Source organism: Shewanella intestini, assembly GCF_018221465.1.
Classification (GTDB): Bacteria; Pseudomonadota; Gammaproteobacteria; order Enterobacterales; family Shewanellaceae; genus Shewanella; species Shewanella intestini.
Map to the genome: position 1 here is coordinate 87,437 of NZ_JAAIKR010000008.1, position 22,102 is coordinate 109,538.

Consider the following 22,102-nt stretch of genomic DNA (forward strand, 5'->3'; position numbering starts at 1 on the left):
TTTAAATATATTACTTACATTCGGCGGTATCACATCACAGTTGCGCAGTGAATATTCTCGCTTCTTTAAGCCGTTTGGGTATAATCTCTTGAAATAGACAATTCTCTCCCCCATATCTGTTAAGCAAACAGAATTAATTAAATGGGTAACAGCGGGTACACCACGCGAATATGGCTAAAAAGAAATCAAAAAATCCACCAGCAACTATCACACGTAATAAACGTGCAACTTTTGAATTTAAATTCGAAGAAAAAGTTGAAGCCGGATTAGAACTGCAAGGCTGGGAAGTTAAATCCCTACGAATGGGTAAAGTTACCTTAGCGGACTGTTATGTTTTCATCAAAAATGGTGAAGCATTCATGCACGGTTGTACCATTCAACCGCTTAATACAGCCACGACACATGTAGTATGTGACCCAATTCGTACCAAAAAACTGCTAATGAAACGCAGTGAAATTGACAAACTTGCAGGCTTAATTGAACGTCAAGGCTATACCTTAGTACCTCTTTCACTCTACTGGCGTAAAAGCGCATGGGTAAAAGTGGAAATCGGCCTAGGTAAAGGTAAGAAAGATCACGATAAGCGCCAAGATACTAAAGAGCGTGAGTGGAAAGTAGAACAATCTCGTGTCATGAAAAAGAGCCGACTGAACGGATAATGAACAAACGATTGTGATTTGGTGAAATGCATTAGGTATTTACGCAATAACCCGATACAATCAACAAACTTTGGGGGCGATTCTGGATTCGACAGGATTCACGAAACCCTGGGAGCATGTCGAGGGGCGGTTGGCCTCGTAAAAAGCCGCACTGTTATAGTTGCAAACGACTCTAACTACTCTCTAGCAGCTTAGGCTAGCTAGCCATCAACCACACGTTTCGCATATGGGCAGTGGATTTTGATGGTCATATTACATCATGCTAGCGAGGGAACTCTGTCCGAGGGTGAACCGCGAAATAGTATCGGACCCGCCAATGATAATCCTGTCTTTCGGAGTGTTATTGGTTAATTAAAAGAGAGACTAAACATGTAGCGCCTTGGATGTAGGCTTTCTGGACGCGGGTTCAAATCCCGCCGCCTCCACCAAATTAAGTAATTAAGACGTCTCAGGACGTCTTTTTTATTGCCTGAAAAACGTAAAATCAATGACTTACGGTGTCATAAGGTCTTATGAGGTTTCATAGAAGCTTAAAACTTTAGTATCCCAGCTAGTATCCCAACGAATTTTCATCTATCTTTGGGATACTATAGCTTAACGACTTCCTCTGGAGAGCTTGATTTTATGGCTAGAAGATCAACACCGTTGACTGACACTCAAATCAAGAACCTAAAACCAGGTTCTAAAGAGAAAACATTATCTGATGGCAACGGCCTCAAACTAAGAGTGCGAACTAACGGTTCAAAGCACTGGAACTTTAATTACTATCACCCTGTAACAAAGAAACGCGTCAATATAGGGTTAGGCACCTACCCTGAAGTGTCATTAGCCAAAGCAAGAAAAGCGGTAACCGAATACCGCGAACTCGTTGCAAGTGGTATCGACCCTAAAGAAAAACGAGAACAAGAATCATTCAAGTTAAAGCAAAAGTCACTCTATACCTTAAAATTTGTAGCTGCCGAATGGCTAGAAATTAAAAAACATGAAGTCACTGAGGATCATGCAACTAAAACATGGCGCTCATTAGAAAGACACGTTTTCCCCGAACTTGGTGCGGTACCATTAATTGATATCAAAGCTCCTAAAGTAATTCAGATATTCCGCCCAATTGAAGCTCAAGGCAATTTAGAAACAATAAAACGCTTAAACCAACGCCTAAATGAAATCATGAACTATGGTGTCAACTGTGGGTATATAGATACGAATCCATTGATTGGCATGCGCTCAGCTTTTAAAAAGCCAAAAAAAGAAAACATGGCTACGCTACCACCATCGGAGTTACCAAATCTAATGCTAACGCTTTCACAAGCTTCCATTAAGCGTGTTACTCGATGCCTTATAGAATGGCAGTTTCACACCATGACAAGGCCTTCAGAAGCCGCTTCAGCTCGTTGGGAAGAAATAGATTTTGATAATTTAACCTGGACGATACCAGCTGAAAAAATGAAAAAGCGCAGAGAGCACGTCATTCCACTAACGGAGCAAATGCTTGGTATCCTAAAAGCTATTAAACCGATAAGTGGCCACCGAGAATATATATTCCCATCTGATAGAAATCCCAAAACTCACTGTAATTCCCAAACTGCAAATATGGCATTAAAACGAATGGGGTTTGGAGGGAAACTGGTTAGCCATGGACTACGCTCAATGGCAAGTACAACACTTAATGAACAAGGCTTTGAGTCAGATCTAATTGAAGCAGCATTATCTCACGTTGATTCAAATTTAGTGAGAGCCGCTTACAACCGCTCTGATTTTTTAGAGCGTAGACGGCCCATGATGAGCTGGTGGAGCGGTCATATAGAAGAGGCCGCACAAGGCAGCCTCTCTGTTACTGGGACTAAACAATTGAAAGTAATTTAACCTGACAGTTCTAGCCGTGCCAATAGGTTATGTACTACTTTAAGAGAATAATAAGCTTAAATACTTGAGCTCCCTATACACTAGGACAATGCTGCTGAATAACCTTCTCCCCTAGCTGACCAAACACAGCTCGAACCGCTGAGTGAAATTTTCTTAGCTGATCACAAGTATAATTCAATTTCGGATTATGCCTTTGCGCCGGAGTTAGCTCGGTTTCAGCCAATAACTCGATGGATTGAAGATCGCCACTGTCGATCAGAGGCTCTAAGCACTCTTCGATTTCCTCTAGCCATTGTTGCCTTTCCGCTCTTAAAAAGGGGGCATTTAGGTTTAGCAAGTCTATCGTATATTGTGCTTTTTGCTGCTCATCCTCTGGCAATGCTAAGTTCGGGCTAATTTCACCACTGCCTGACGAATATATAAAATAATCTCTACAATTAGTCTGATGTGGCGATACAAATGTCGCAGCATCAAAACTATTTCCTTTAAAATGACCTCCAAACTGCAGCGGCCCAGAAAAGTGCTTTAGGTCTTCACTAGCTAACGAGCATAGTAACAGGTTACCGTAATCAAAAGTTTGCTCAGGAAACGCGCTCTTAGGCTTCTCATGCTCAATATGTGTTCCCATATTCAGCTCAAGAGCAAAGTCCGTCAGGTTTAGTTCTGTGTAGCAACAAAGTCCGTATTGTTGCTGTAGTAATTGACGGCTAAGCTCAGTTTTACCATTAAAGTTCCTCCAGTGCCGAGTAGCCTCATCACCCGTTGTGGGGTTACCGTTCTCTATTTCCTGTTCAAGCTTTACCTTGGTTGCGTTATCAGGCTTATCTATATGTCTCATTTACCCAACAACTCCCTGCGCTTCAACACTCTATCAGCATGAACTAAATCTTCGTGCTCCTGGCCCAATAAACCTTCTAATTGCGCACGCACCTTCGTTGCTTCGTCATCCCTTGCTAGTCCGGAGTTTATCAGCTGCATATACTCTTCAAAAAGCTCCACCTGACGAAGTGGAGGTCGAGCGTCAACGTTAAGTGTTTGTGTTAAGACATAATTACTAGGCTTTCCTAACGTCTCTCCAATTGGAGGTAACGCTTCAATCTCACCTGCTGCAACGTCAGGCAATACTCGAATTTGCTCTTGTTTAACGGTAGAGAGCACTTGAGGACTGTGTGTGGTCACAATGAACTGTATCTTAGGGAACGCTTCAGATAGGTTCTGAAGAACTAACTGTTGCCACTGAGGGTGCAAGTGCATATCTACTTCATCAATAAGTACGATACCACTTGTTTCGTTCACCGCATTTACCGCTAAGTGAGGGTTAAGCCTAACTGCTCTATAGGCAATATCAGCGACCATTCCTAACATATTGCGCACGCCATCACTCAAGTATGAAACCGGCACATCACCTTGATCTTTATGTGTAGCAATCACTTCTTTAGTTGTTGCGCTATATCGAATGTTTGACCATCCAGAAGGAGCCAAGACAATATTTACCGCGTTAGTAATGGCTTTTAAAAGCTTACCTCTAATTGTAGAGCCATGAACGACTGCACCTTCAAGGCCATGCTCCTCAATTATTTGCATTTTTCTTTCATATTCAGCAATCGTTTCAACTCTCAGCCATTGCGCAAATGCAGAATAAGTCGATTCAGGATCTAAACAATCCAAATAACCATCTAGACGGCTATTCGTTTGGTGAGCTGGGTTCTTCTTTTCAGTTAATCTTTTCTCTTTCCAAAGCCGTCCTGTGCCGTAATAGCTCAACAGCGGTAATACTACTTTTTCATTGTTCTGCACAGACTTCTGCAAGTCTTGAGCAACGGCCTTGAGTTCTTTGACTTGGGTTGTCTGTCCCTTCAGTGTATTTCTAGACCGTGACCAGCTATCAGGAAATTGATAGTCATCCCCCCCGTGAACGGTCACTTGCACATCCACAGGAAATTGACGTTCCATCGTAAACTTCCCAGCAACCGCTAAGCTATCTCCAGCCTCTAGTTCACCAGCTCCTACAATATGTTTAGCTATACGAATATCAGCGTTCAGTATTCCACGATCTTTGCTTGTTTCAAACCCTCCTGCAAACTGCCCATAGCCAATCGCAATAGCATCAAGAATTGAGGTTTTACCAAAGCCATTTAGGCCGACCAGAACATTAACACCAGTACCAAACTGGCACTCAAACTGTTTGAATGCTCTGAAGTTTTTTAGTTTTAATTTGTTTATTTTCATGATTTATCCATAAGCTGTTCTAGTCGGTGCGAGATTACAACAATCTGTTGTTTCATTGTATCACTAACACCATGAATGCTCTGTGTACATTTGAAAGGCTTCAAATGGAAGCCTCTAATATTCCAAAATAATTACCAAACGCCTAGCCGTTCGTACTGCTGTCGCTTCTGATTCAGCTTTTCATCAGACTTAACTAACCGAAGTAATGCACGCAAGTAGCCTGCAGACGTGTTGTAGTCTCTGAGCTGTTCACACACTTGCAGTAAACGAGTTAGTATTGTCTTTTGCATAGGGAACAGCTTATTCAGCTTTTCCAGCTCAGTTTTGGCTTCCTCGTACCTTGCATTTAGACCAAGCAATGATGCGTGGCACAAAGACACATCGAAGTTGTCCGCGTCATTGATTCGAGCAATCTCAATAAGGTCCTTTGCTAGATCAATGTTTCGCCACTTCAACATGGCTTTTATAGCAATAACTCGTGCAGATTCAATGTCACTATCACCGCTATTCATGAAGACAGAGTGGTTATCTTCTATCAACTGCTCTAAGTCATTCCAACGTTCATCACGGTAAAGAGCGTGGCATTGAAGGAACAGTGCATAGTTATTTTTGCTGCGCTGATACTCTAGCTGAGCTGTCTTAGCTGCAGCTTTGTAATCAGTATCTTCTAGTGCCTGAGTAACCTCACTAGACCAGTCTTTTCGAGTGGTACTAGTCGTATTAATAGTATTTTTGGGAGCAGTGAAGACATGCTGTCTTTGCTTAGAAGCTTGAAAATCAGCTTTCAATGCTTGAATAGAACCATAACGATCTTGTGGATGCTTGTTCAAACATTTCAAGATCACAGCTTCTAATTCAGGGCATACCCCAGAGTTGATTTCACTCGGTTTTGCAAAAGGAGCATGGCTCCTCACCTCAATCTGTGTATCATGAGGTAGGCGCCCCGTCATTAGCTGATACAACAGCACACCTAGGCTATATACATCCCCAAAAAGCAACTCTTCCGTTGTTCCCTTACGCGAACCACAATCACAAAACTCCGGCGCTGAATAAAGCACCGTACCGCCATTTTCACGCGTTCTAACATAGAACTCTAAAGGCAACGCTGAGCTACCAAAATCTGTTAATTTAACCAGATCATTTTGCCCAATAAGTATGTTGTGCGGCTTGATATCGCCATGTGAGATTGGTGGTACCAGATCAGAAAGGTAATCAACAGCATCTAGAACTTGCTCGAAAACATTGAAATAGTATTTAGGTGAGTTAACCGCGACACACTCATACTCGTTACCAGGAAAAGCTTTCTCGGAACGGTTTAAATGAAACTCACGATTCTCTAGTTTCTGAGCTAACGTTTCGCTTGGAAAGTACTCCATCTCTATCACGTACAAGTGCTTCTCGGAAGCGATTCTCCCCATCTCAAATACTTGGATCACGTTTGGGTGAGGGTCTAACCCTATTAACTCTTTGCCTTCTGCTAGTATACGATCCGGTTGCGAATTTTGTTTTGGAATCTTAATTGCGACGGTTTGCCCATCTGCTAGTCGTTCTGCTCGATAAACCCACCCGTGGGTCCCATCGCCTAAACACTCTAGCAAATAATATTTATCCCCAAGCTGTTTATTAGCTTTAGGCAAAAACAGTCCTGCTACTTGATTCATTGCGCCTCCCAAAAGCTAACAGATTGTAGAAACAATTTTTGGCTTACGGTGTCTTCAAAAAAGAAACGATTAATCAAAAGCTGAGCGTCTTCGATACCCGGAATAAAAACGCCTTTGCTGTTCGTCGCGCCATATTTTGCCAAATGATTTAACTCTCTAATATCCGGCGCAGAAACCACTTCTTTACTCCAAAAAGAAAGCACAAGTAATGAAGGCTTTCTATCCCAGCGATGGTAAGCCTCTAACAGATTCATTAACTTTGCCATTAGCTTTGTCTTATCTGGTGTTGAACCATCATAACGCTCAAACTCAATGACTACTTCTGGTGATTGAGTCGCGTATGAGAACCAAACAGAATCTGAACGAATATCATTACCTGCACCAGGTGGCGCAGGTGCCTCGACAACGGCCATAAAACCAAGCTGGTGCCCCAGTGTGTTCCAAACACTACACCCTAAGCTATGAACCAATACATCCTCATCTTTCACTCCCCAGCCCGTTAGCATAGGGAAAGTTTTATCGATAAAGGCGTTTTGATTTAGCTCCGCTTTGATCTTGGATACCGTATCAGCCATCAAAACGCTCCCAGACACTCAGTACATCTGGCGACTCACCGCCATGGATAAGTGCTTTGGTTCCAACTTTAACTAGTAGAGGAGCTGGTATCGAACGGCCACAAACCAAGGCTTCACCCGTTGAAAGGCTGGATAGCTCATCAAGGTCTGCTTTACTCACCATGTCGGATGCCTTGGCAATGAATCGTTGGTCATCAGGGTTCTTTAAGCGCATGGTTATTAGCGTATTACATTGAGAGGTCACATCGGCATCAAGCTTTGATGGACGTTGACTAACGATCCCAAAGCCCACGCCAAATTTACGACCCTCACCGGCAATCTTTTTAATAATGCGGTGACTGACAGCATTACCACCAGCTGGCGCAAAGTTATGCCCTTCTTCGTATACCAAAAAGCATGGACGAGTCTTGTCTGTCTTACTGGATGCAGCGCTTAGAATCTCACTGGATAGTAAGCCACAAACCACCTGTTTAGCGGTATCGCTTAAACCCTGTAAATCAACAACAACCAATCGCCCTTTGCGGTTCGAAGCTCGACCAACCATCTGATAAATATCAGTAGGCTCTTTCATTGTTGCTGAGTAAAAGCTTTTCGCTTCATTCAAAACACGGCTAAGCTTCATTGATGCTACAGCAGCACTTCGTCCGTTGAGTGCCTTAGCTTCAGCCTCGGATAAGTCATCCCAATCACGCAGCTCTTCGATGCCATCCCCCAAGAAATAGCGCAATCGGTTAATATCGCGTGGGGTACTCTTATCAACACTTCGCCAATAGCGAATCGCGACATCTAGTACACGTTGCTGTGGCTCTGTTAGCCCAGGCAAAATCTCTGAAATATCATCCATTTCAAAGTTATCAAACTGCAACGCCAATGGATGGTTCTTACCAGCATATTTATGATTAAAGGCATCATCTTGGGGTGTATAAACCTGAATACCAGCATCGGCAGCTTGAAGCTTCTCGATCATTGCCTTTATTTCAGGTAAGGCGGTTTGGTCTCGACTATCTTCTACAGAATCAAGGCCATCACTGAACTGCAGCTCACCTTTGGACAACGCTCGCCCATATTCTCCATGGGGGTCGAACACCACAACGGTACCATTATTAAAGGCAACCAGCCGCTCGATAATCCTACCTACGGTATAAGACTTACCAGAACCGGTCATCGCCAAAATGGCCATGTGTTCTGTGACTAGCTTGTTGACATCAAGGTATACCGGTACCGTATTTTCACCTCTTTCATAACCAACAAGGTTACCTAGATGAAGGCTACTATCTTCCTTAAATTCATAGAACTTACTTAAGAACTTAAAATCAACGGTTTCAACTTTAGCGCCAGGATCAAGAGGACGACGAGGAATTTTGATCTGGTTCGTTGCAGGGTCACGATATCCCACTAACTCAATAGTGGCATGCATATTCTCGCCCGTCATATTGGCGCCAGGGAGCAGTTCTAGCTCGGTAACACTATCCCCGAAGCCCGAATTAAAGAGCATATTTGAGCGATGAATTTTATTTACCCTGCCCAGTACAGCGACATCGAGCTCATCTTTTCGCTCTTGGTGCATAATCCGGACAAACTCTCCTCTTCGCACAGAGAAAGAGTTTTCTACAACCATAGTGAGTTTGTTTGCGTCACCGGTATTACCTACCAATTTGCCTAGTACACTGTGTTTCATTTTTATTCCTCGTCCAACCCAGATAACCAGGTATCTTCTACATCGTTATTCTTGATTGCATCGCTTAAGCCCTGACGGTAATACGCTGCAAACTGGTCAAGCATTTTCAATTGCTGCATTGCTAAAAGTTGTGGTAGTGGCTTTAGCTTGCTTTGTCCTTGGATATCTAGAGCCATCAGTTTCCAAGCGACTGCATCAAGCTTTTTGGTATCCCAGTCTTGAGCTTCACCCGCAAGCTGTACCATTTGAATTTGACTGGTGTGTCCGCCTCGATAGTGAAAGCCAATAACACCAGCATCAACTGCTTCAGCTGGCTCCATTCTTGTAGTGCTCTCTGTCATTCTAAAGGCCATCGTCCGAGTAAACGCTCCCAAAATGCCATGAATGAAACGCTTATCACCAATGCCTGCTAAGCGAGACTCTAAATCAGCGAGCTTATCCAAATTCTGCTGCACGAGCTCGTCTGTCGTTAACAAGTATTTACGACCTTCTTCAGTTCGCAAATCTTGCTTGGCAATATTAACGATGGCACTAAACCTTTCGGATACAATACTCGCTAATACAGGTCCTTGAGGATTCCACGGAAACAATTGCTCTCTATAGCTCGACCAGAATTGAGCAATCACATTTTTTGTACGTTGGTACTCTTCAACGTGTTTTACATTACGATCTAAAGGTGCCATTGCTCTGTCAAGAAATAGCGGTGTATCAAGCAGAATTAACTGACTAGGGTTCCCTTGCTTTAGCTGCTTCTCGACCAATTGATAGGCTTGACGAATTTCCATCAAATCTAGACGCTTTCGTTGCGCTTCAAAATCGATATCATCCAACTCTGATACAGAATCGTTACTACCAGTCCCCACTTGGTTTTGTTCGATACACATATCTATGCGAACCGCACCAGACGCGTATATATAGCCGCCTAAGGCGTTTTTAATACAGGAATGGGTGGCAATTCCGGAGACCGTCAAATCAATAACCTTTGGCCGTTCAACACGCTTTACGAGACCAGCACTTTTGAACAATGGTGCAACGGCAAGCACATCTCTGATTTGTTGTAACAATCGCCCTGCGCTTCCCGGCAGACGGATTTGTGATTCAACCGCCAAAGATTGCGCTAAGTTTTGTTTTCTCATCGTGTTGCATCCTTTAGGTGTTCTGCGTAAAGCCAGTAAGCACTGTCTTTGAGTATTTCTAACCCCTCTGTGGTTAGCCCACTCTCGTTTACATATCCAATTGCTAACAATCGAGAAAAACCATCATTCATCTCATTCTCTGTAAACTGAAAAACTGGAAATGCTTGATTAGACAAATAGGCATTCAGCTCACTCGCAGAGATCGCCTGCCATGCGTAAATACAGGCCATGATCGAGTAATCAGTCGCTACTAACTGGGTTGGTTCATTGTCGGCGCCAGTCTCGATAGCATCTGGTGTCCCCGCTAACCGGTCAAAGAACGAAAACCATTCCCGCACTAACTCAGTTTCATCAATTAATGAGATTGACCATAATGGCAAACAAGTAACTGCAAACACTCCCGAGGCAGCATGATGTTTCAGGTAGCGAGTATTCGCTGCAGAAACGCCCCAAAGATGACCCTGTGAACGCTCACAAACACCTTGTCTACCTGCTATCTGCTGGGTTACCTCGGACTCTAATAGTCGCGCCAATGGCGAATCAACAGAAGGCACTGCCTCACTGAAACCAATCTGCCAGTCTATATCCTCATCAATCACTCCGGAGGAGTACGGGGGAAGCAACATCAAGGTTCGCCCAGACAGCAACGCCCAGTCGCGCCACTCTCTCTTATTGGCAGCCTCAAGCTGTTGGAAGTCTTTACCTAACATCAATACGCAACCTTGATGCGGTAATGTTTCAGTGACGGGCTCCGCACTAATAAGCGAACTTAAAAACCGCCCTCTGCGATGATTAGTAACTGAAAGTGCTAAATAGAAAGTCATTAAGCTCCTCCAAAGGTGATTTGAAGTTTAATGATTCCTTTGTCCACTAATTCACTTTGCTCCTGAGAAGTAAGAATCGGCTCTGAATTGCTGAGCATGAGCGAAGAAATTTCTACCCAACGTTCAACTGAGATTGAGGTCCCCTGCAGTGCTTGCTCAGCAAGCTTGTGCCAAGCACGTTGACGGCATTCCAGCTCAATAGCCAATTCAGGCAGCGATAGGCTAGCTACCTCTTCATCTTTAATCGTCGAAAGCGCAGGATTACCTAACGCGATTAAAAGCGGTGTTACTTCCGGTCTTAGGGTTCGATTAGCCTTCTCAATCAGCCCATTCCGATAACTTTTTACTGCAGACTCAACACTATTCACTTTACCCATTAATACACCAAGCTGTGCAGTAATAGGCTTCATGAGTTTTACCGGTACATCTTTAATCGCTGAGAATTGCCCTGTTCGAGCGTCGGTTGCAAACTTCTCTCTGAATAGGTCAACTTCTTCATCAAGGTCCTCTAATGCATCTTCGATGTCACGTAAAGATTCTTGATACATTAGAATCTTTTTGGGGTGTTCAGCCTCTGGATAATCAACAGGTAACATGTCACCAAGCTGAAACTTAAGATCAGAAAGCTTATTATCCAATTTGCCAAAATCAGCCTTTGTGTCTGCGAACATCTTAAGCAAGCTACGATACGCCTGTACGATGTAACCGCTAATATCGTCAAAGCTTCTATGGCTACCACTTCGAATATCAACACCCACCTCTTTGGCCAAATCATCCAAGCGACTAGAAACTTTATCCAATTGCAATGTACGTAAATAGAAGTTAAGCGTCTCTGTTGAACCTTGATATTCGATTCGTTGTGTTTCGGTAACCTGAGACTGTTTGATCGCCCCTTGTAGAATGTTGCTAATCGTACCCAAAGAGAGCGTAAATAGCTTGCTTGGGAAAGGGGCTTTCGCGGCTGGCTCGTCTATGATTTTACAAGCGACATTATCGCATGCCTCATCAATTCGTTGCGCTGCTGTTTGTACAAACTGAGCAAACTGATATGCCTGTTCAATACGAGAATAAAGCGAACGAGAGTCGTCTTCTAATCGAATCCGTTGTTCCAAACGTAGGTCCGCGCTCGTTTCATGGATATCTCGCACTGCACGAATATGGTGAAGTACTTGATAACGTAAACGCAGCAACTCCGGAAATGCCTCAACAACAGCGGATAGCTCTGATTTAAGATTTGTTTCCTTGTCGCTAATTTGAACCACCAGCTCAGCTGCCGCTTCCAAATGATTATGTGCTTTGGTGGTTTCAGTTCCATGCTTACCCTGCATGCCGGCAAACAAGCCTGGGATCTTATCCTCACCGAATACTTCTCTTAGCGCTTCAACTCGCCCTTGATAGCTATCAACACCTTTGCCTTTAAACCAAGCAACTGCGTAACCAAGCTCTCCTTCTTCAATCTCAGAGCGTGTAACAGGTAGCCATTTTTCTTTCTTAGCTTGGCGATCTTCAATCTTCGCTAAGTTCAGTTGGCTGCAGAGCCACATCCAATCACTGAATACCGCTTTAGAAGATAAGCCTTGACTCGCAGGGGACCACAAATACCCCCAATACCACTTCTCTTGAGCGTCGTCCAATGTCCATGATTTGGCTTTTTTCGGGTTGGCTATCTCAGCCAAAAATGCAGGTACACGCGCCTGTGCCTGTGCCGGGTGCTCGATGTCGCTAAAAAGACCAGCATGTTCGTTTGACTGATAGCCACTTTGTAAAACTTTACCGTTTAGTGATAAACGGCTGAACACCGCTCGAATATCTGCCGCATCAACGCCATGCTCAGGCAAAATATCATTCAAGCTATTAACGTTGTTATCTTGGACTAGGAGTAACTGCCAAGCCTTAAAAAGCTTATTGCGATCATCATCGTTAATACGCCCAGAAGGCTTAAGAGGCCAGGCTATCAAACCACGCTCATTTAGCCATTGTCGCCATTCATGAATTCGGCTGTAGGTGTAATCACGAATGTTATTCATACGGTTCTTGAACTTCGAGGTAAACACCTGCTCATTAAGCTCAAAGCCCTCTTGCAGACGCTGGTCGACACCAATTCTTTCAATCACATCAATTTCACTGGTGTTGAGATAATAAAGTAAGACGTTCTCTTTCAAATCGTCTTTAACACTGCCCTTGGCGTAATCGTCCATCACCCCAATAGAGCCCGTAAATGCAACAACAGGTACACGCCCAATCGCCGCATATTGGCCTGTTATTTCGTCGTTTAGACGTGTGAGTTCATCTTTACTGTCTACCCAAGCAAACGCGGCTTTGCCCTGAGGATGAAGCTTTAAGCCCTCACAATACTGCAATCCAGAGCTTGCGCCTCGCCCTCCGCCCGCTTTAGTAAACTGGATAGCCAAGTTTTGCTTACTAACAAAGGCTTCTTGGTTGTAGTTCCAATCTCTATCCAATAAGCGAAATAGCCCCAACAATCGAGTACGACGTCTTACAAGTGGTGAACGCTCCCATTCAGCCTTAAGCTCCGACATCGCTTTTTCATGACCGTCGGCATAGCCTACTTCACGGAAAATCATCGAGTTCTGTTGTTGGGAACGATAACGCATGTCCAAACGAAGCAGCATCGCCACACTTGGACCGATATGGGTTTTGTCTTCATCGTCTAACTGTTGCACATCACCAAAGAAACGTTTCCATAGTGCGTCAGCAGCAAATTCTGCGGCAGGGTGGCTATACAGCAGACTGATCAAGTGACGGAATTCTTGAACGTCTAACGGTAGAAGAAAGGTGTTTTCATCGCCTGTTTCGTTAATAGCAAACGTGCGTAAATTCTGACGCAGAGCTTGAAGATTCAAACCTTGATCTACGCTTGGGTAGAACCACTCATCACGATCACGGCGGAATTTTCCATCTTGCAATGCTTGGCGGCAATCGAGCATCGACCAATCAACTTTACGATATAAGCTAACGATCGGCTCATCATATTCATTTTTTAGTGGCAATAACGCCAACAAATGTTGATGCTCCGCATCTAGCGCCTTAGGTAATTGAGCAAACAACAAATTACGTGCTTGCTTAAGAAGTGCTTTGTCCTCAGTTTGAATACCGTTAATCGCATTGTGGTCTAAAACATGATCGGAGATACGACCAGAATTTTGTAGGACTTGATCAAACAGCTCACCCACGTTGCTAAACGCTGTACCATTGCCTGCGTATTTATCTAGCTCAACATCAATATTGGCCATCACCACGTTGAACCAACCAAAGTTAGCGCCGCTCATGGCATAAGCCGCTTCAACTAAACCTAACGGGTATTTATGACGTAGCTTGTTACCCTCTTGCAGCTTAGCGACATAATCTGATACATCAGCAAAGGCATTATTTTCGAGTTCCACTAGTTCAAAACGACGCGCCGTCGATTGAATTTCACGCAGCTGCTGCCCCAATAACGGGGAACAAAGCGCTACATAGCGTAGCCATGGCAATTTACGACGTGGATCTTCCTCTTTAATCGCTTTACCAATCAAACGAATGGCCTCTCCATCCAGTTGGCAAGCATCATCCCTATCGATGCCGTAAGTAGCGGCCTCTGCCACTGTCTCTAGCTCATCAAGCACAATCAAGATGTATTGGATACCAAACTGTTGAAGGTATTGGTAAGCCGAATCAACCAACTGAGTGACTGTAATAGTGTTGCCATTCTCATCTTGAGCTTGGTCGTAATACAGCACCTCATCAGAAAAAGCGTGATCAAGCATCAACCGATTCGCTAGCTCTGAAGCTTCAAAACCAAACGGCTCAATACGTTGCAGTGCTTGTTTGGCGATACTCGATTGAATAGAACCGTCAAACTGCTTAGTCGCCAACGGAATCAACGCTTGATATAAACCATAGGCAAACCAGTTATCGGTGTTTTGAAACTTAGACACAATTTGCGAGTAGCGGATATATAAGCCTAAGTACTCGTCTCGCTTACTTTCATCATCAAAGAGTTCAGCGTTTTCTAGTTCACCACTACCGTTGCGTACGTACCAACCTTTAGAGCAATCATTGATCTGTGCAATCAACTCATAACCCAAACGAGACTTACCTCGGCCCCACTCGCCTTCAACGGCAAATACGTGAGCGAATTTATCGTCTTCATGGTCAATGGTTTTGATAAAGGTGCGATAACGATTAAAGAACTTACTTTGTCCAACAAGAGGGTCTTTTGACGGATAGTCTGAAACACCTGTTGCTGCCCAGTTATGTTGATCCGTCAGCTCATCCCACACCGCCTGAGACGAATGGTTAGCACTACTTATTGTCATTAGAATACATCCTTTAAAAACTGCGCTGAGGTATTACTCGTATTGGTTGAATGGGCGGCGCTGATAAGCGACTCTTGCTCTTGTCGCCAACGCAATGCCTGGGTACGAATCGCCTCTCGCAGTTTTTTTCCGTACAGGGCAAAAGCACGTTGGCCTTTCATTCGATAACAGGCATCAGCAAACTGCGGGTTAATTTGGTAATAATCCAGCTCACCGCTTATCCCGTCTCGATGTTGCCAAACTTGGCGTTTAATCAATAGCTCAATAACATCGCCAAGCTGTTGGTCAAGCTCTTGAGTGCTGATAGCGGCTGGGAATAACGCCATAGATAGTTCAACCAAGATTCGAGAAACAAACTGAGCCAAGCTGCCACAAAGCACCTCATCGCCATCTCGGTTTAGCACTAACACCTGCACCAAACTGGGTTTATAGCCATTTTGACCGGCGGGCAGCTCAAGCATTAAACCGCCCAGCCCTTCGCTTGACCATATATCCTGCTCATAGGTGATCGCCGCGAGCAGCAATGCCCAAGGCGAGCTGAGCACCCAATCGAGCGCTAAATCACTGCGAGTCTTAGTGGCATCTAGGGGGAGATTATCAAATGCCTGTTGGTTAAAATCATTTTGCCCTATCTTTTGTTGCCCAAGCTCATGATGATCACTGTCATCTGATTGACTGGTCTCGGTTGAACGAGAAGATGAGTAAGATGAAGAGAGCGAAACCAACAAATACGGGTTGTATTTAACATTGGCTTTAGGCACTGGTAACAAACGCCCCTTTACCCAATCAATGTCTGGGCGCTGACCTTGTAATGCAGTAGATGCAATCACGGGCAAGGCTTGTCCGCGCCATAAACTCAATTGATAAGCGGTAGTTAATACGCGAGTTAAAATAGGTAGTGCACCGATGCTGTCTGCTTGGGTACCCAATAGCTCACGTTCAATCAGGCTATAGGGTGTCGCGCTCAAAGAGGCCTCAGCAAGTGAAGCCTCTACCCACTCGCTGGCGGCACCAAGCTGGTGGATACGCTCAACCAGTTGCAGTGGTTCGCTCAGCTCAGACGCCTCTTGGCAGCGTGCCGCCATGAGATTTAACCAAGGCTGGCGGAATTGGCTATCACAAGCGAGCACAGCGGCCACCAACTGCGAGATTGAACCAAGTTCGTTCACACCATCAAGTAGCCGCTGACTGGCTACCCAATGTTTTCCATCATCACACGGGTAAGCCAAGCCAGTAAGCAACTCGCGAACGGCTTTCTCTTGAATAATGGCGCAACCACTTTCCAACAAACGTTCTAACGGCCTGACCACGCTGGCCAATAAGAAGTTTTCGCTTTGCAACATTTCGTCACTCAAGACGTGTGATGATGGCTGTTCCATTAAGCCTCCGCCATCGTATCGTCAGCGTCAAGCGCTTGTTTAGCTTGATCAAGTAGATCGTATAGCTGATCAATATCGTCAAACAGTGGCTCACCTTCACTATCAATACCCTCAGCAGTCATCCGCTCAAGTAAAGCACGATCGAGTGAATCATCACCTGCATCTAGTGCTTGCTGAGCGGAAACTATTTCTGCTTCGCTAAGATGTCCATCGATAATCTCTTCCACGTAAATTTTAGCTGCTGTAGTTAATGCTTTTGAAAGCCGATCTGCTAAATAAAAATTCTTGTAAATATCATTAAACTTACTTACATCCCAATACGTGAAATCGGGAATAACAATATTTGCCAAGTTTTCTTGGTTAATTCCCGGCATTGTTGTTCCAGTAGAGAATTGTTTAAACTGTAATTGCCCTGCCTTAGAATTTAAAAACCATGCCAAAACAGGCATTAGAGCAGCGTTTTTAGGCTTACAACAAAAAACTTCACTCGAACAAAGAAAGTTTTCATCTTCCATCACAACAGCCGCGATACCAAAACTACCTTTTCTAGTCAATAGTAAGTCGCCAAGCTTTGGAACCTGCTTAGGACTAGCCTCATTCATAGAGCTATATGAAACGTTTGAACACTCATTTAGTTCAATCAACCCCGGTCTTACATGGGCTACTTTTACGTATGGAAGTCCATCTTCTACATCCTCTCTCTCGTCGTAGCCATTGGCAATACTCTTTAGGTAGTCATATATTCCTTTCGTGCTTGATTGACTCCTTACGTTTTCTTGGTTTTTTACATATTCATATTTATAGGTTGTCGCCGTCAAAATATGAGTAAGTAATTGCGGTGAAGCCTTGGATACCAATTGTATTGGCCCTGTATCATCAAGATCGTAATCTAAAAAAAATGAATCTAATTTAGTTGCCAATATTTTAGACCAAGCCCGCATCTTCTCTGCTTGTCGAATCTTATTTCCAACATATTTTTGCGCGATCATACTTACATTAAAAACAGGAAGCATCTTGATATGGCTGCTAGATAGATTTAGTTGCCCTGTTGAACCATAAACGCCCTTTTCAATAAGTCGTTGACCAACATTTGTTCTTAAAAAAGACACTAAGTAACAGGCATCACAAATCGCATGATTAGGACTGATTTTAAATAGCGAATCTGTAATGTAAGAACGCTCATTAGATAAATAAATCGAAGCTCTACCTATTGTTCCCGCACCTTGACGAGTAATAACTATATCTTCACGCTCAAGGTGTACGATGGCCTTATTTTTAGAATGTGTAGGGTCTACTGTTTCATGTCCTTTCTCCGACAATAAAATGCCTCTTGTTTGCTTTGACTTTATGCATGGAAAGCCATTTTCAGAAAAATGAGGCGTCCCCCCTTGACGAATAGGGACAGTACTAAGCTGTTGCAGAGGTATATTATTAAGTTCATGTATAACATCATACGCCCTCGTTATCGCTGGCCTATACGTCTGTGCAGAAAGAAAATCTTGTATTTCTCCTGGTTTAATGAAGTTAAGATGAAATAACTCTCTCTCGGTGTCTACACTCATAACTCACCTCGCTTATAGGCAGCGACGATCGGGTCTAAGTCATTGCTTACACCTGCGGCATAATCTTCAATATTATTCTTCACCAAATAGCCCAACGTCTCTGCGACTGCCATAAATACATCGGTTTGTGGCTCAGGCAAAAACTGCTCTGGTTGCTTTTCACTTGCTGGGCGTTTTTGCAGGTAAAGAATTGAGGTTTTGGCACCTGTACCTGAAAGTTTGAAGGTATCGGATGGCAGTGACACCACTGCTTTTACAATGGCTTTACCACCGCTGAACTCACCGGTTTTCTCATCTTTTTTGCCCATGATGTATTCACGCACATAGCGGTCACCGGAGTTACACAAGATTCCGTCTGGCAGTACAATCATTAAGCGGCCACCAGGTTTAAGTAGCTGCAAACAGCGATCGATAAACAGTACCGCAGGATCAATCGAGCCACCCTTTACTGGCTTCCACTCACCATTTTTGCTTGGCTTGCTGCCCAGTGCGAGGCCTGACACCGTCGGGAACAGCTCATACTTAGGTTTCTTGCCAGTAGACACATTGCGCAGGTCTGTTCGAAAACCTGCCCAAACTGGTGAGCCATCTTCGTTTAGATAAAGAGGGCCGGTATCTTGCCAGCCTGTTTTGACGTGGTCGTAATACGCGTTGTATGGCTCAACCACCTCTTCAGCTGGGCGGAAACCACCCAGCACTTGCTCCATATCTGCTTCGTACGCTTTTTTCGATTCTTTACCGCGTTTATCAGATTTAAACTTCGGGGTACCAAATGGTGGGTTGGTACAGATCAAGTCAAAGCTATTAGGTTTTAGCGACGGTGTGGTTAATGAATTACCGGTATAGAAGATTTTTGCTTTTGGTGCGCCTTGCAGTGCCATATTCACACGTGCCAGCATCACCATACGCGGCGCAGCATCTGCCCCCACAAAGCCATTTTCCAGTAAGTGGTTAAATTGCTGTTCGCGCTCTTGGTCTGATAGACCCGCTACCGTATGCAGGAAGTTTTTGACGCGGCTTAACGCTACAGAACCAAAGCCGTAAGAACCACATGTAGGGTCACAAAAGCGGAACTGGCCAGAGGTAATTTGCGCGACGGCATTGGTATCGTTTTCGATGTCATGGAAAACCATATCCAGCATTGCATCTTTTACTGGCTTCGGCGTCAGGTAAATACCCAAACCGCCTTTGGATTCAAAGTTTGCGCGCAGGAATACATCAAACACACGGCCCAGGAAGTCAGCCGATACATCGGCCAATGTGCCTTGGCGAGTTTCACCGTTTTTCTCATCGGTGAATGGTCCTAGGTCTTGAATCGCTTTTAACAGAGTTTCGTAGTTGCGCGGCTTTTCTAAACGCAGGTGCGTTTTTGCATCGAAAATAGGGTTCGCTTCACCTGCATCGTTAACGACGACGTAGTCTGGGAGCAATTTGAAATGATCAAATGCAGCCTGAATAAGCTCAACCGCCGCGTCACCATGTGTCTGTACATATTGGTAGGTAAAGATCTCAAGTAGTTGGTAGGTCTGCCCTTTATGCTCAAAACTGAAATCACTTCCTGGTTTAGGGTGAACTCTGAACGATTCTAAAAACAGAATCTTCGCTACTTCCTCAATAATATCGTTTTTATCCGAAACCTTGTCTTTGACGGTTTGGTAAACCTGCTCATGGAAAGCATCAAGATCCTGCATTAGGTTACGATAAACCATAGATGACCAAGCCAAGTTCTGCTCGCCACTTAAGCGATCAAAATCGCGAATGAGCTCAATACTTGGAATTTCAGGTACTGCTTGGCTAAACCCTTTGAACTCATAGCTACGTTGATTATTAGCGTCGGCCAAACAGATAAACGCTGGCCACTGGCTCTCGTCACCCAGCATGTCATTTTCACCCAGCAACTCAAACACTAGTGCATCTAACGATTCTGGCTCTGAGTAATGCCAGTTACCATCACCAAGCACCAGTAACAAGATCTTTGGAGTTTGGTTACCTTCAACAATGCCCCAAACAAGTTCTGCTTGATAAAAGTCTTGTGTTGCTTCTAGCGGTAGCGATTCGCTAAATTGGCGAAACTGATTACGAACTGGCGTATAAATTGGAGCGAGTTCTGTAGCATTACTCATAATTCTTTTCCTAATACGTGCCTCTTTTGTTGAGGCTTTTCTGTTGAGCTAGGCTCAAAGGTCAAATTGGTTTACTTACAAGATAGGGATAACTAAGCAAGCTTAATTAAGGGCCCCATCATGGTTAATTTGGGGTGTTCTTGCACCGCGCTTTTCAGCATGCCCTCTGTGGCGACGATATGGCTGGGCAGCTTATTGAGCGCTAGCTTTACTGGTAACGGCCGCTTCAGCTCGACGACCAAATCTAGCAAAATGTCACCTAAGTTTTGGCTACTGTTATCCGCCGTAGCTCTGTCTTGGGTTCGAAGAGAAAATAGGCCGGTATTCTCCTCTCGCTCTACTGCTGATTGACAGTTTAGCCATAACGATAACTGGCTCTTCTGCCAGCCTAACTCTTGCCAAATATGGCTTTGTTTTGACCAGATATCGTCAAGAGCTTGTGGCTGACTCGCCAGGCCATCAAGGGTCTGTTGCAGCGCTTGCCGTAACTCTATGTCAGTTAACATGGTTCACCTCGTCTAGATTTGGATGAACACTGCTATACACTTGTGCCATCTGTCTTTTTATCTGTTTCATCTCTGCCAGTGCTTGGCTTTGCTTTTTCAAAATATTGTCTAATTCATTATGCCAACGTGTTGCCAACTCACTAGTTAACGGTGGAAACGTCACCTTAGCGAGATCAGATAAATTTATAAAAGCTTGCACACTGCCACTGACTAACTGAGCCATTTGCCATTTGATTAACGGCGTTTCCAACAGCAAGGTATACGCCCCTGCATACTGGTGGAAAAACAGCGTTGCTAAATGCTCACTTGCCAGCGTATCTTGAGGCAAATTTTCGTTTATCCACAATACCTTACTTTCTCTCGCAAATGTTGAGAGCAGCACATCATTTTTCTGCACCAAGCGCTTTTTCACTCGGCTGATCTTAGCGATTTCGTCATGATTTGAGTCGACCTTAGCTAGATTGTCAGCCACTCGGAAGTTCGGCTTTAAGTCTTTGATTTTAAGTAACTGATAGCGTTCTGGCAGCGCTTGCTCTTGCTTCGGTTCAATAACCGCAAGTTCAGATAGATATTGGCCGCCGTTAGTTGATAGTTGATGGGTTACTTTACTGTGCTCTGAGTAACCAAAATCTAAACGCTCACTTAGGGCCTCAGATTTGAACCACGCCGTCTTTACCCTATTCTCATTCCACGAGATGGATAAGTTATCTAAGAAGTCCGTTAACCAGGCTGAAACCTGTTCGCGCAGGTCTCGCAGCGACATTTGGGTAAAGTAGAGTCGCTCTAAGCACGAAAGGTAGTGTTCAGAAAGAGGGTTAAACTCATCGGGGGTTGGTGCTAAAGGCATATTCTTTAACTGTGACAGGCCCACACGAACCAACTCCTCTTTTCGAATTCTGTTTTCTAGGTAGTCAACGTATAGAGGTTGCTGCAAGCAATAGGTCAACCAAAGCGCATCGTAGCGGTTTAAGCCACGCACGATTGCCATGTTGGCATCAATCGGATGTTGTCGATCAAACTCGGAAACATAAGCTGCAGATGCACTTCCCACTCTGCGAATAACAACATCAGAGGGTTTAACACAAGGCTCGAATGAAAGTACTGGTGTTTGGTACTGACTACTCTCTGGATTCAACCTCATGTCGGCGACATGCCTCATTCGGTAATAGCGCTCCCCCAACAAAGTAGTTTCAATATCTTCTGCTCGTTTCCTTGTTTCTTCATCAACCAATTTTGGCTGGTATTTGAGGGTTATTGGATCTCTTTTATTGGTATCCAGCAAAGAAACATTCGCCATATACCACTCTGATTCAGGGCTTTCGCTAAATCGCCAACCATCAACAAACTTAACTTTATAGTCTTTCAGCTGAGGCCATTGTTTTTGTTTTGCAAGCACAGGAAGAATAGCCGCCGTTGACAGGTGATAATCAGCCCGCCAATCCGTTGCCTCTAAGAACTCTTCTCTCGTTATCTTTTTGATAGTTACGGCCTGCATTTTGCCCCCGCTGCCCTTTTCCATTCTTCATACTTTAGTCCATCGCACACTCAAAATCAACAAAACCAACCTTGCGAGTCCAAAGCGATTAAA

General features: G+C 44.2%; 15 protein-coding genes and 1 other RNA gene. 3 read left to right on the forward strand and 13 right to left on the reverse strand.

Going from position 1 to position 22,102, the window contains the following annotated elements; genetic code table 11:
- The first annotated feature begins 170 nt into the window (after nt 1-170).
- The 3 genes from smpB (at nt 171) to G3R48_RS09855 (ending at nt 2,522) form a co-directional block, all read left to right on the forward strand.
- Nucleotides 171-659 carry an SsrA-binding protein SmpB gene (gene smpB / locus G3R48_RS09845; RefSeq protein WP_153662847.1) on the forward strand — a complete coding sequence of 163 codons (489 nt, stop codon included), beginning with the start codon at nt 171-173 and terminating at the stop codon, nt 657-659.
- Between the two features lie 72 nt (nt 660-731).
- Nucleotides 732-1,087: a transfer-messenger RNA gene (gene ssrA / locus G3R48_RS09850) on the forward strand.
- 196 nt (nt 1,088-1,283) lie between these two features.
- Nucleotides 1,284-2,522 carry an integrase domain-containing protein gene (locus tag G3R48_RS09855; RefSeq protein ID WP_153662849.1) on the forward strand — a complete coding sequence of 413 codons (1,239 nt, stop codon included), beginning with the start codon at nt 1,284-1,286 and terminating at the stop codon, nt 2,520-2,522.
- 73 nt (nt 2,523-2,595) lie between these two features.
- Here G3R48_RS09855 and G3R48_RS09860 read toward each other — a convergent pair whose 3' ends face one another.
- From G3R48_RS09860 to G3R48_RS09920, 13 genes are all read right to left on the reverse strand, one after another.
- Entirely contained in the window at nt 2,596-3,360 is a 765-nt protein-coding gene (locus tag G3R48_RS09860) for a retron system putative HNH endonuclease (RefSeq protein WP_153662851.1), read from the reverse strand.
- The gene (locus G3R48_RS09865) at nt 3,357-4,751 is read right to left on the reverse strand and encodes an AAA family ATPase (RefSeq protein WP_153662853.1); all 1,395 of its coding nucleotides are present in this window, start codon (nt 4,749-4,751) and stop codon (nt 3,357-3,359) included. Before G3R48_RS09865 ends, G3R48_RS09860 begins: the two co-directional genes overlap by 4 nt.
- A 131-nt stretch (nt 4,752-4,882) precedes the next feature.
- A complete protein-coding gene (locus G3R48_RS09870; protein WP_153662855.1) occupies nt 4,883-6,412 on the reverse strand; it encodes a serine/threonine-protein kinase in 1,530 nt (509 codons plus the stop codon).
- Entirely contained in the window at nt 6,409-6,987 is a 579-nt protein-coding gene (locus tag G3R48_RS09875; protein ID WP_050569011.1) for a hypothetical protein, read from the reverse strand. The genes G3R48_RS09870 and G3R48_RS09875 overlap by 4 nt, the downstream gene beginning before the upstream one ends.
- The gene (locus G3R48_RS09880) at nt 6,980-8,665 is read right to left on the reverse strand and encodes a helicase HerA domain-containing protein (protein WP_153662857.1); all 1,686 of its coding nucleotides are present in this window, start codon (nt 8,663-8,665) and stop codon (nt 6,980-6,982) included. The genes G3R48_RS09875 and G3R48_RS09880 overlap by 8 nt, the downstream gene beginning before the upstream one ends.
- A gap of 2 nt (nt 8,666-8,667) precedes the next feature.
- On the reverse strand, nt 8,668-9,801 hold the full coding sequence (locus tag G3R48_RS09885; RefSeq protein ID WP_153662859.1) for a hypothetical protein: 1,134 nt from the start codon (nt 9,799-9,801) through the stop codon (nt 8,668-8,670).
- Nucleotides 9,798-10,625: a hypothetical protein gene (locus G3R48_RS09890; protein WP_153662861.1), complete on the reverse strand. Its 828-nt coding sequence runs from the start codon at nt 10,623-10,625 to the stop codon at nt 9,798-9,800. The genes G3R48_RS09885 and G3R48_RS09890 overlap by 4 nt, the downstream gene beginning before the upstream one ends.
- Entirely contained in the window at nt 10,625-14,944 is a 4,320-nt protein-coding gene (locus G3R48_RS09895; RefSeq protein WP_153662863.1) for a hypothetical protein, read from the reverse strand. The genes G3R48_RS09890 and G3R48_RS09895 overlap by 1 nt, the downstream gene beginning before the upstream one ends.
- Complete coding sequence (locus G3R48_RS09900; protein ID WP_153662865.1) at nt 14,944-16,323, reverse strand: hypothetical protein; 1,380 nt, start codon at nt 16,321-16,323, stop codon at nt 14,944-14,946. The genes G3R48_RS09895 and G3R48_RS09900 overlap by 1 nt, the downstream gene beginning before the upstream one ends.
- Nucleotides 16,323-17,885: a restriction endonuclease subunit S gene (locus G3R48_RS09905; RefSeq protein ID WP_153662867.1), complete on the reverse strand. Its 1,563-nt coding sequence runs from the start codon at nt 17,883-17,885 to the stop codon at nt 16,323-16,325. The genes G3R48_RS09900 and G3R48_RS09905 overlap by 1 nt, the downstream gene beginning before the upstream one ends.
- Nucleotides 17,882-20,008 (reverse strand): HsdM family class I SAM-dependent methyltransferase, encoded by a 2,127-nt coding sequence (locus G3R48_RS09910; protein WP_153662869.1) that lies wholly within the window; start codon nt 20,006-20,008, stop codon nt 17,882-17,884. The genes G3R48_RS09905 and G3R48_RS09910 overlap by 4 nt, the downstream gene beginning before the upstream one ends.
- A gap of 92 nt (nt 20,009-20,100) precedes the next feature.
- Nucleotides 20,101-20,514 carry a hypothetical protein gene (locus tag G3R48_RS09915; RefSeq protein ID WP_153662871.1) on the reverse strand — a complete coding sequence of 138 codons (414 nt, stop codon included), beginning with the start codon at nt 20,512-20,514 and terminating at the stop codon, nt 20,101-20,103.
- Nucleotides 20,504-22,033 (reverse strand): restriction endonuclease subunit S domain-containing protein, encoded by a 1,530-nt coding sequence (locus G3R48_RS09920; protein ID WP_153662873.1) that lies wholly within the window; start codon nt 22,031-22,033, stop codon nt 20,504-20,506. Before G3R48_RS09920 ends, G3R48_RS09915 begins: the two co-directional genes overlap by 11 nt.
- Between the last annotated feature and the right edge of the window lie 69 nt (nt 22,034-22,102).

Excerpts from the sequence above, each read along its gene's own strand:
- smpB (WP_153662847.1), top strand. The coding sequence starts at position 171 with ATGGCTAAAAAGAAATCAAAAAATCCACCAGCAACTATCACACGTAAT.
- G3R48_RS09855 (WP_153662849.1), top strand. The coding sequence starts at position 1,284 with ATGGCTAGAAGATCAACACCGTTGACTGACACTCAAATCAAGAACCTA.
- G3R48_RS09860 (WP_153662851.1), bottom strand. The coding sequence starts at position 3,360 with ATGAGACATATAGATAAGCCTGATAACGCAACCAAGGTAAAGCTTGAA.
- G3R48_RS09865 (WP_153662853.1), bottom strand. The coding sequence starts at position 4,751 with ATGAAAATAAACAAATTAAAACTAAAAAACTTCAGAGCATTCAAACAG.
- G3R48_RS09870 (WP_153662855.1), bottom strand. The coding sequence starts at position 6,412 with ATGAATCAAGTAGCAGGACTGTTTTTGCCTAAAGCTAATAAACAGCTT.
- G3R48_RS09875 (WP_050569011.1), bottom strand. The coding sequence starts at position 6,987 with ATGGCTGATACGGTATCCAAGATCAAAGCGGAGCTAAATCAAAACGCC.
- G3R48_RS09880 (WP_153662857.1), bottom strand. The coding sequence starts at position 8,665 with ATGAAACACAGTGTACTAGGCAAATTGGTAGGTAATACCGGTGACGCA.
- G3R48_RS09885 (WP_153662859.1), bottom strand. The coding sequence starts at position 9,801 with ATGAGAAAACAAAACTTAGCGCAATCTTTGGCGGTTGAATCACAAATC.
- G3R48_RS09890 (WP_153662861.1), bottom strand. The coding sequence starts at position 10,625 with ATGACTTTCTATTTAGCACTTTCAGTTACTAATCATCGCAGAGGGCGG.
- G3R48_RS09895 (WP_153662863.1), bottom strand. The coding sequence starts at position 14,944 with ATGACAATAAGTAGTGCTAACCATTCGTCTCAGGCGGTGTGGGATGAG.
- G3R48_RS09900 (WP_153662865.1), bottom strand. The coding sequence starts at position 16,323 with ATGGAACAGCCATCATCACACGTCTTGAGTGACGAAATGTTGCAAAGC.
- G3R48_RS09905 (WP_153662867.1), bottom strand. The coding sequence starts at position 17,885 with ATGAGTGTAGACACCGAGAGAGAGTTATTTCATCTTAACTTCATTAAA.
- G3R48_RS09910 (WP_153662869.1), bottom strand. The coding sequence starts at position 20,008 with ATGAGTAATGCTACAGAACTCGCTCCAATTTATACGCCAGTTCGTAAT.
- G3R48_RS09915 (WP_153662871.1), bottom strand. The coding sequence starts at position 20,514 with ATGTTAACTGACATAGAGTTACGGCAAGCGCTGCAACAGACCCTTGAT.
- G3R48_RS09920 (WP_153662873.1), bottom strand. The coding sequence starts at position 22,033 with ATGGAAAAGGGCAGCGGGGGCAAAATGCAGGCCGTAACTATCAAAAAG.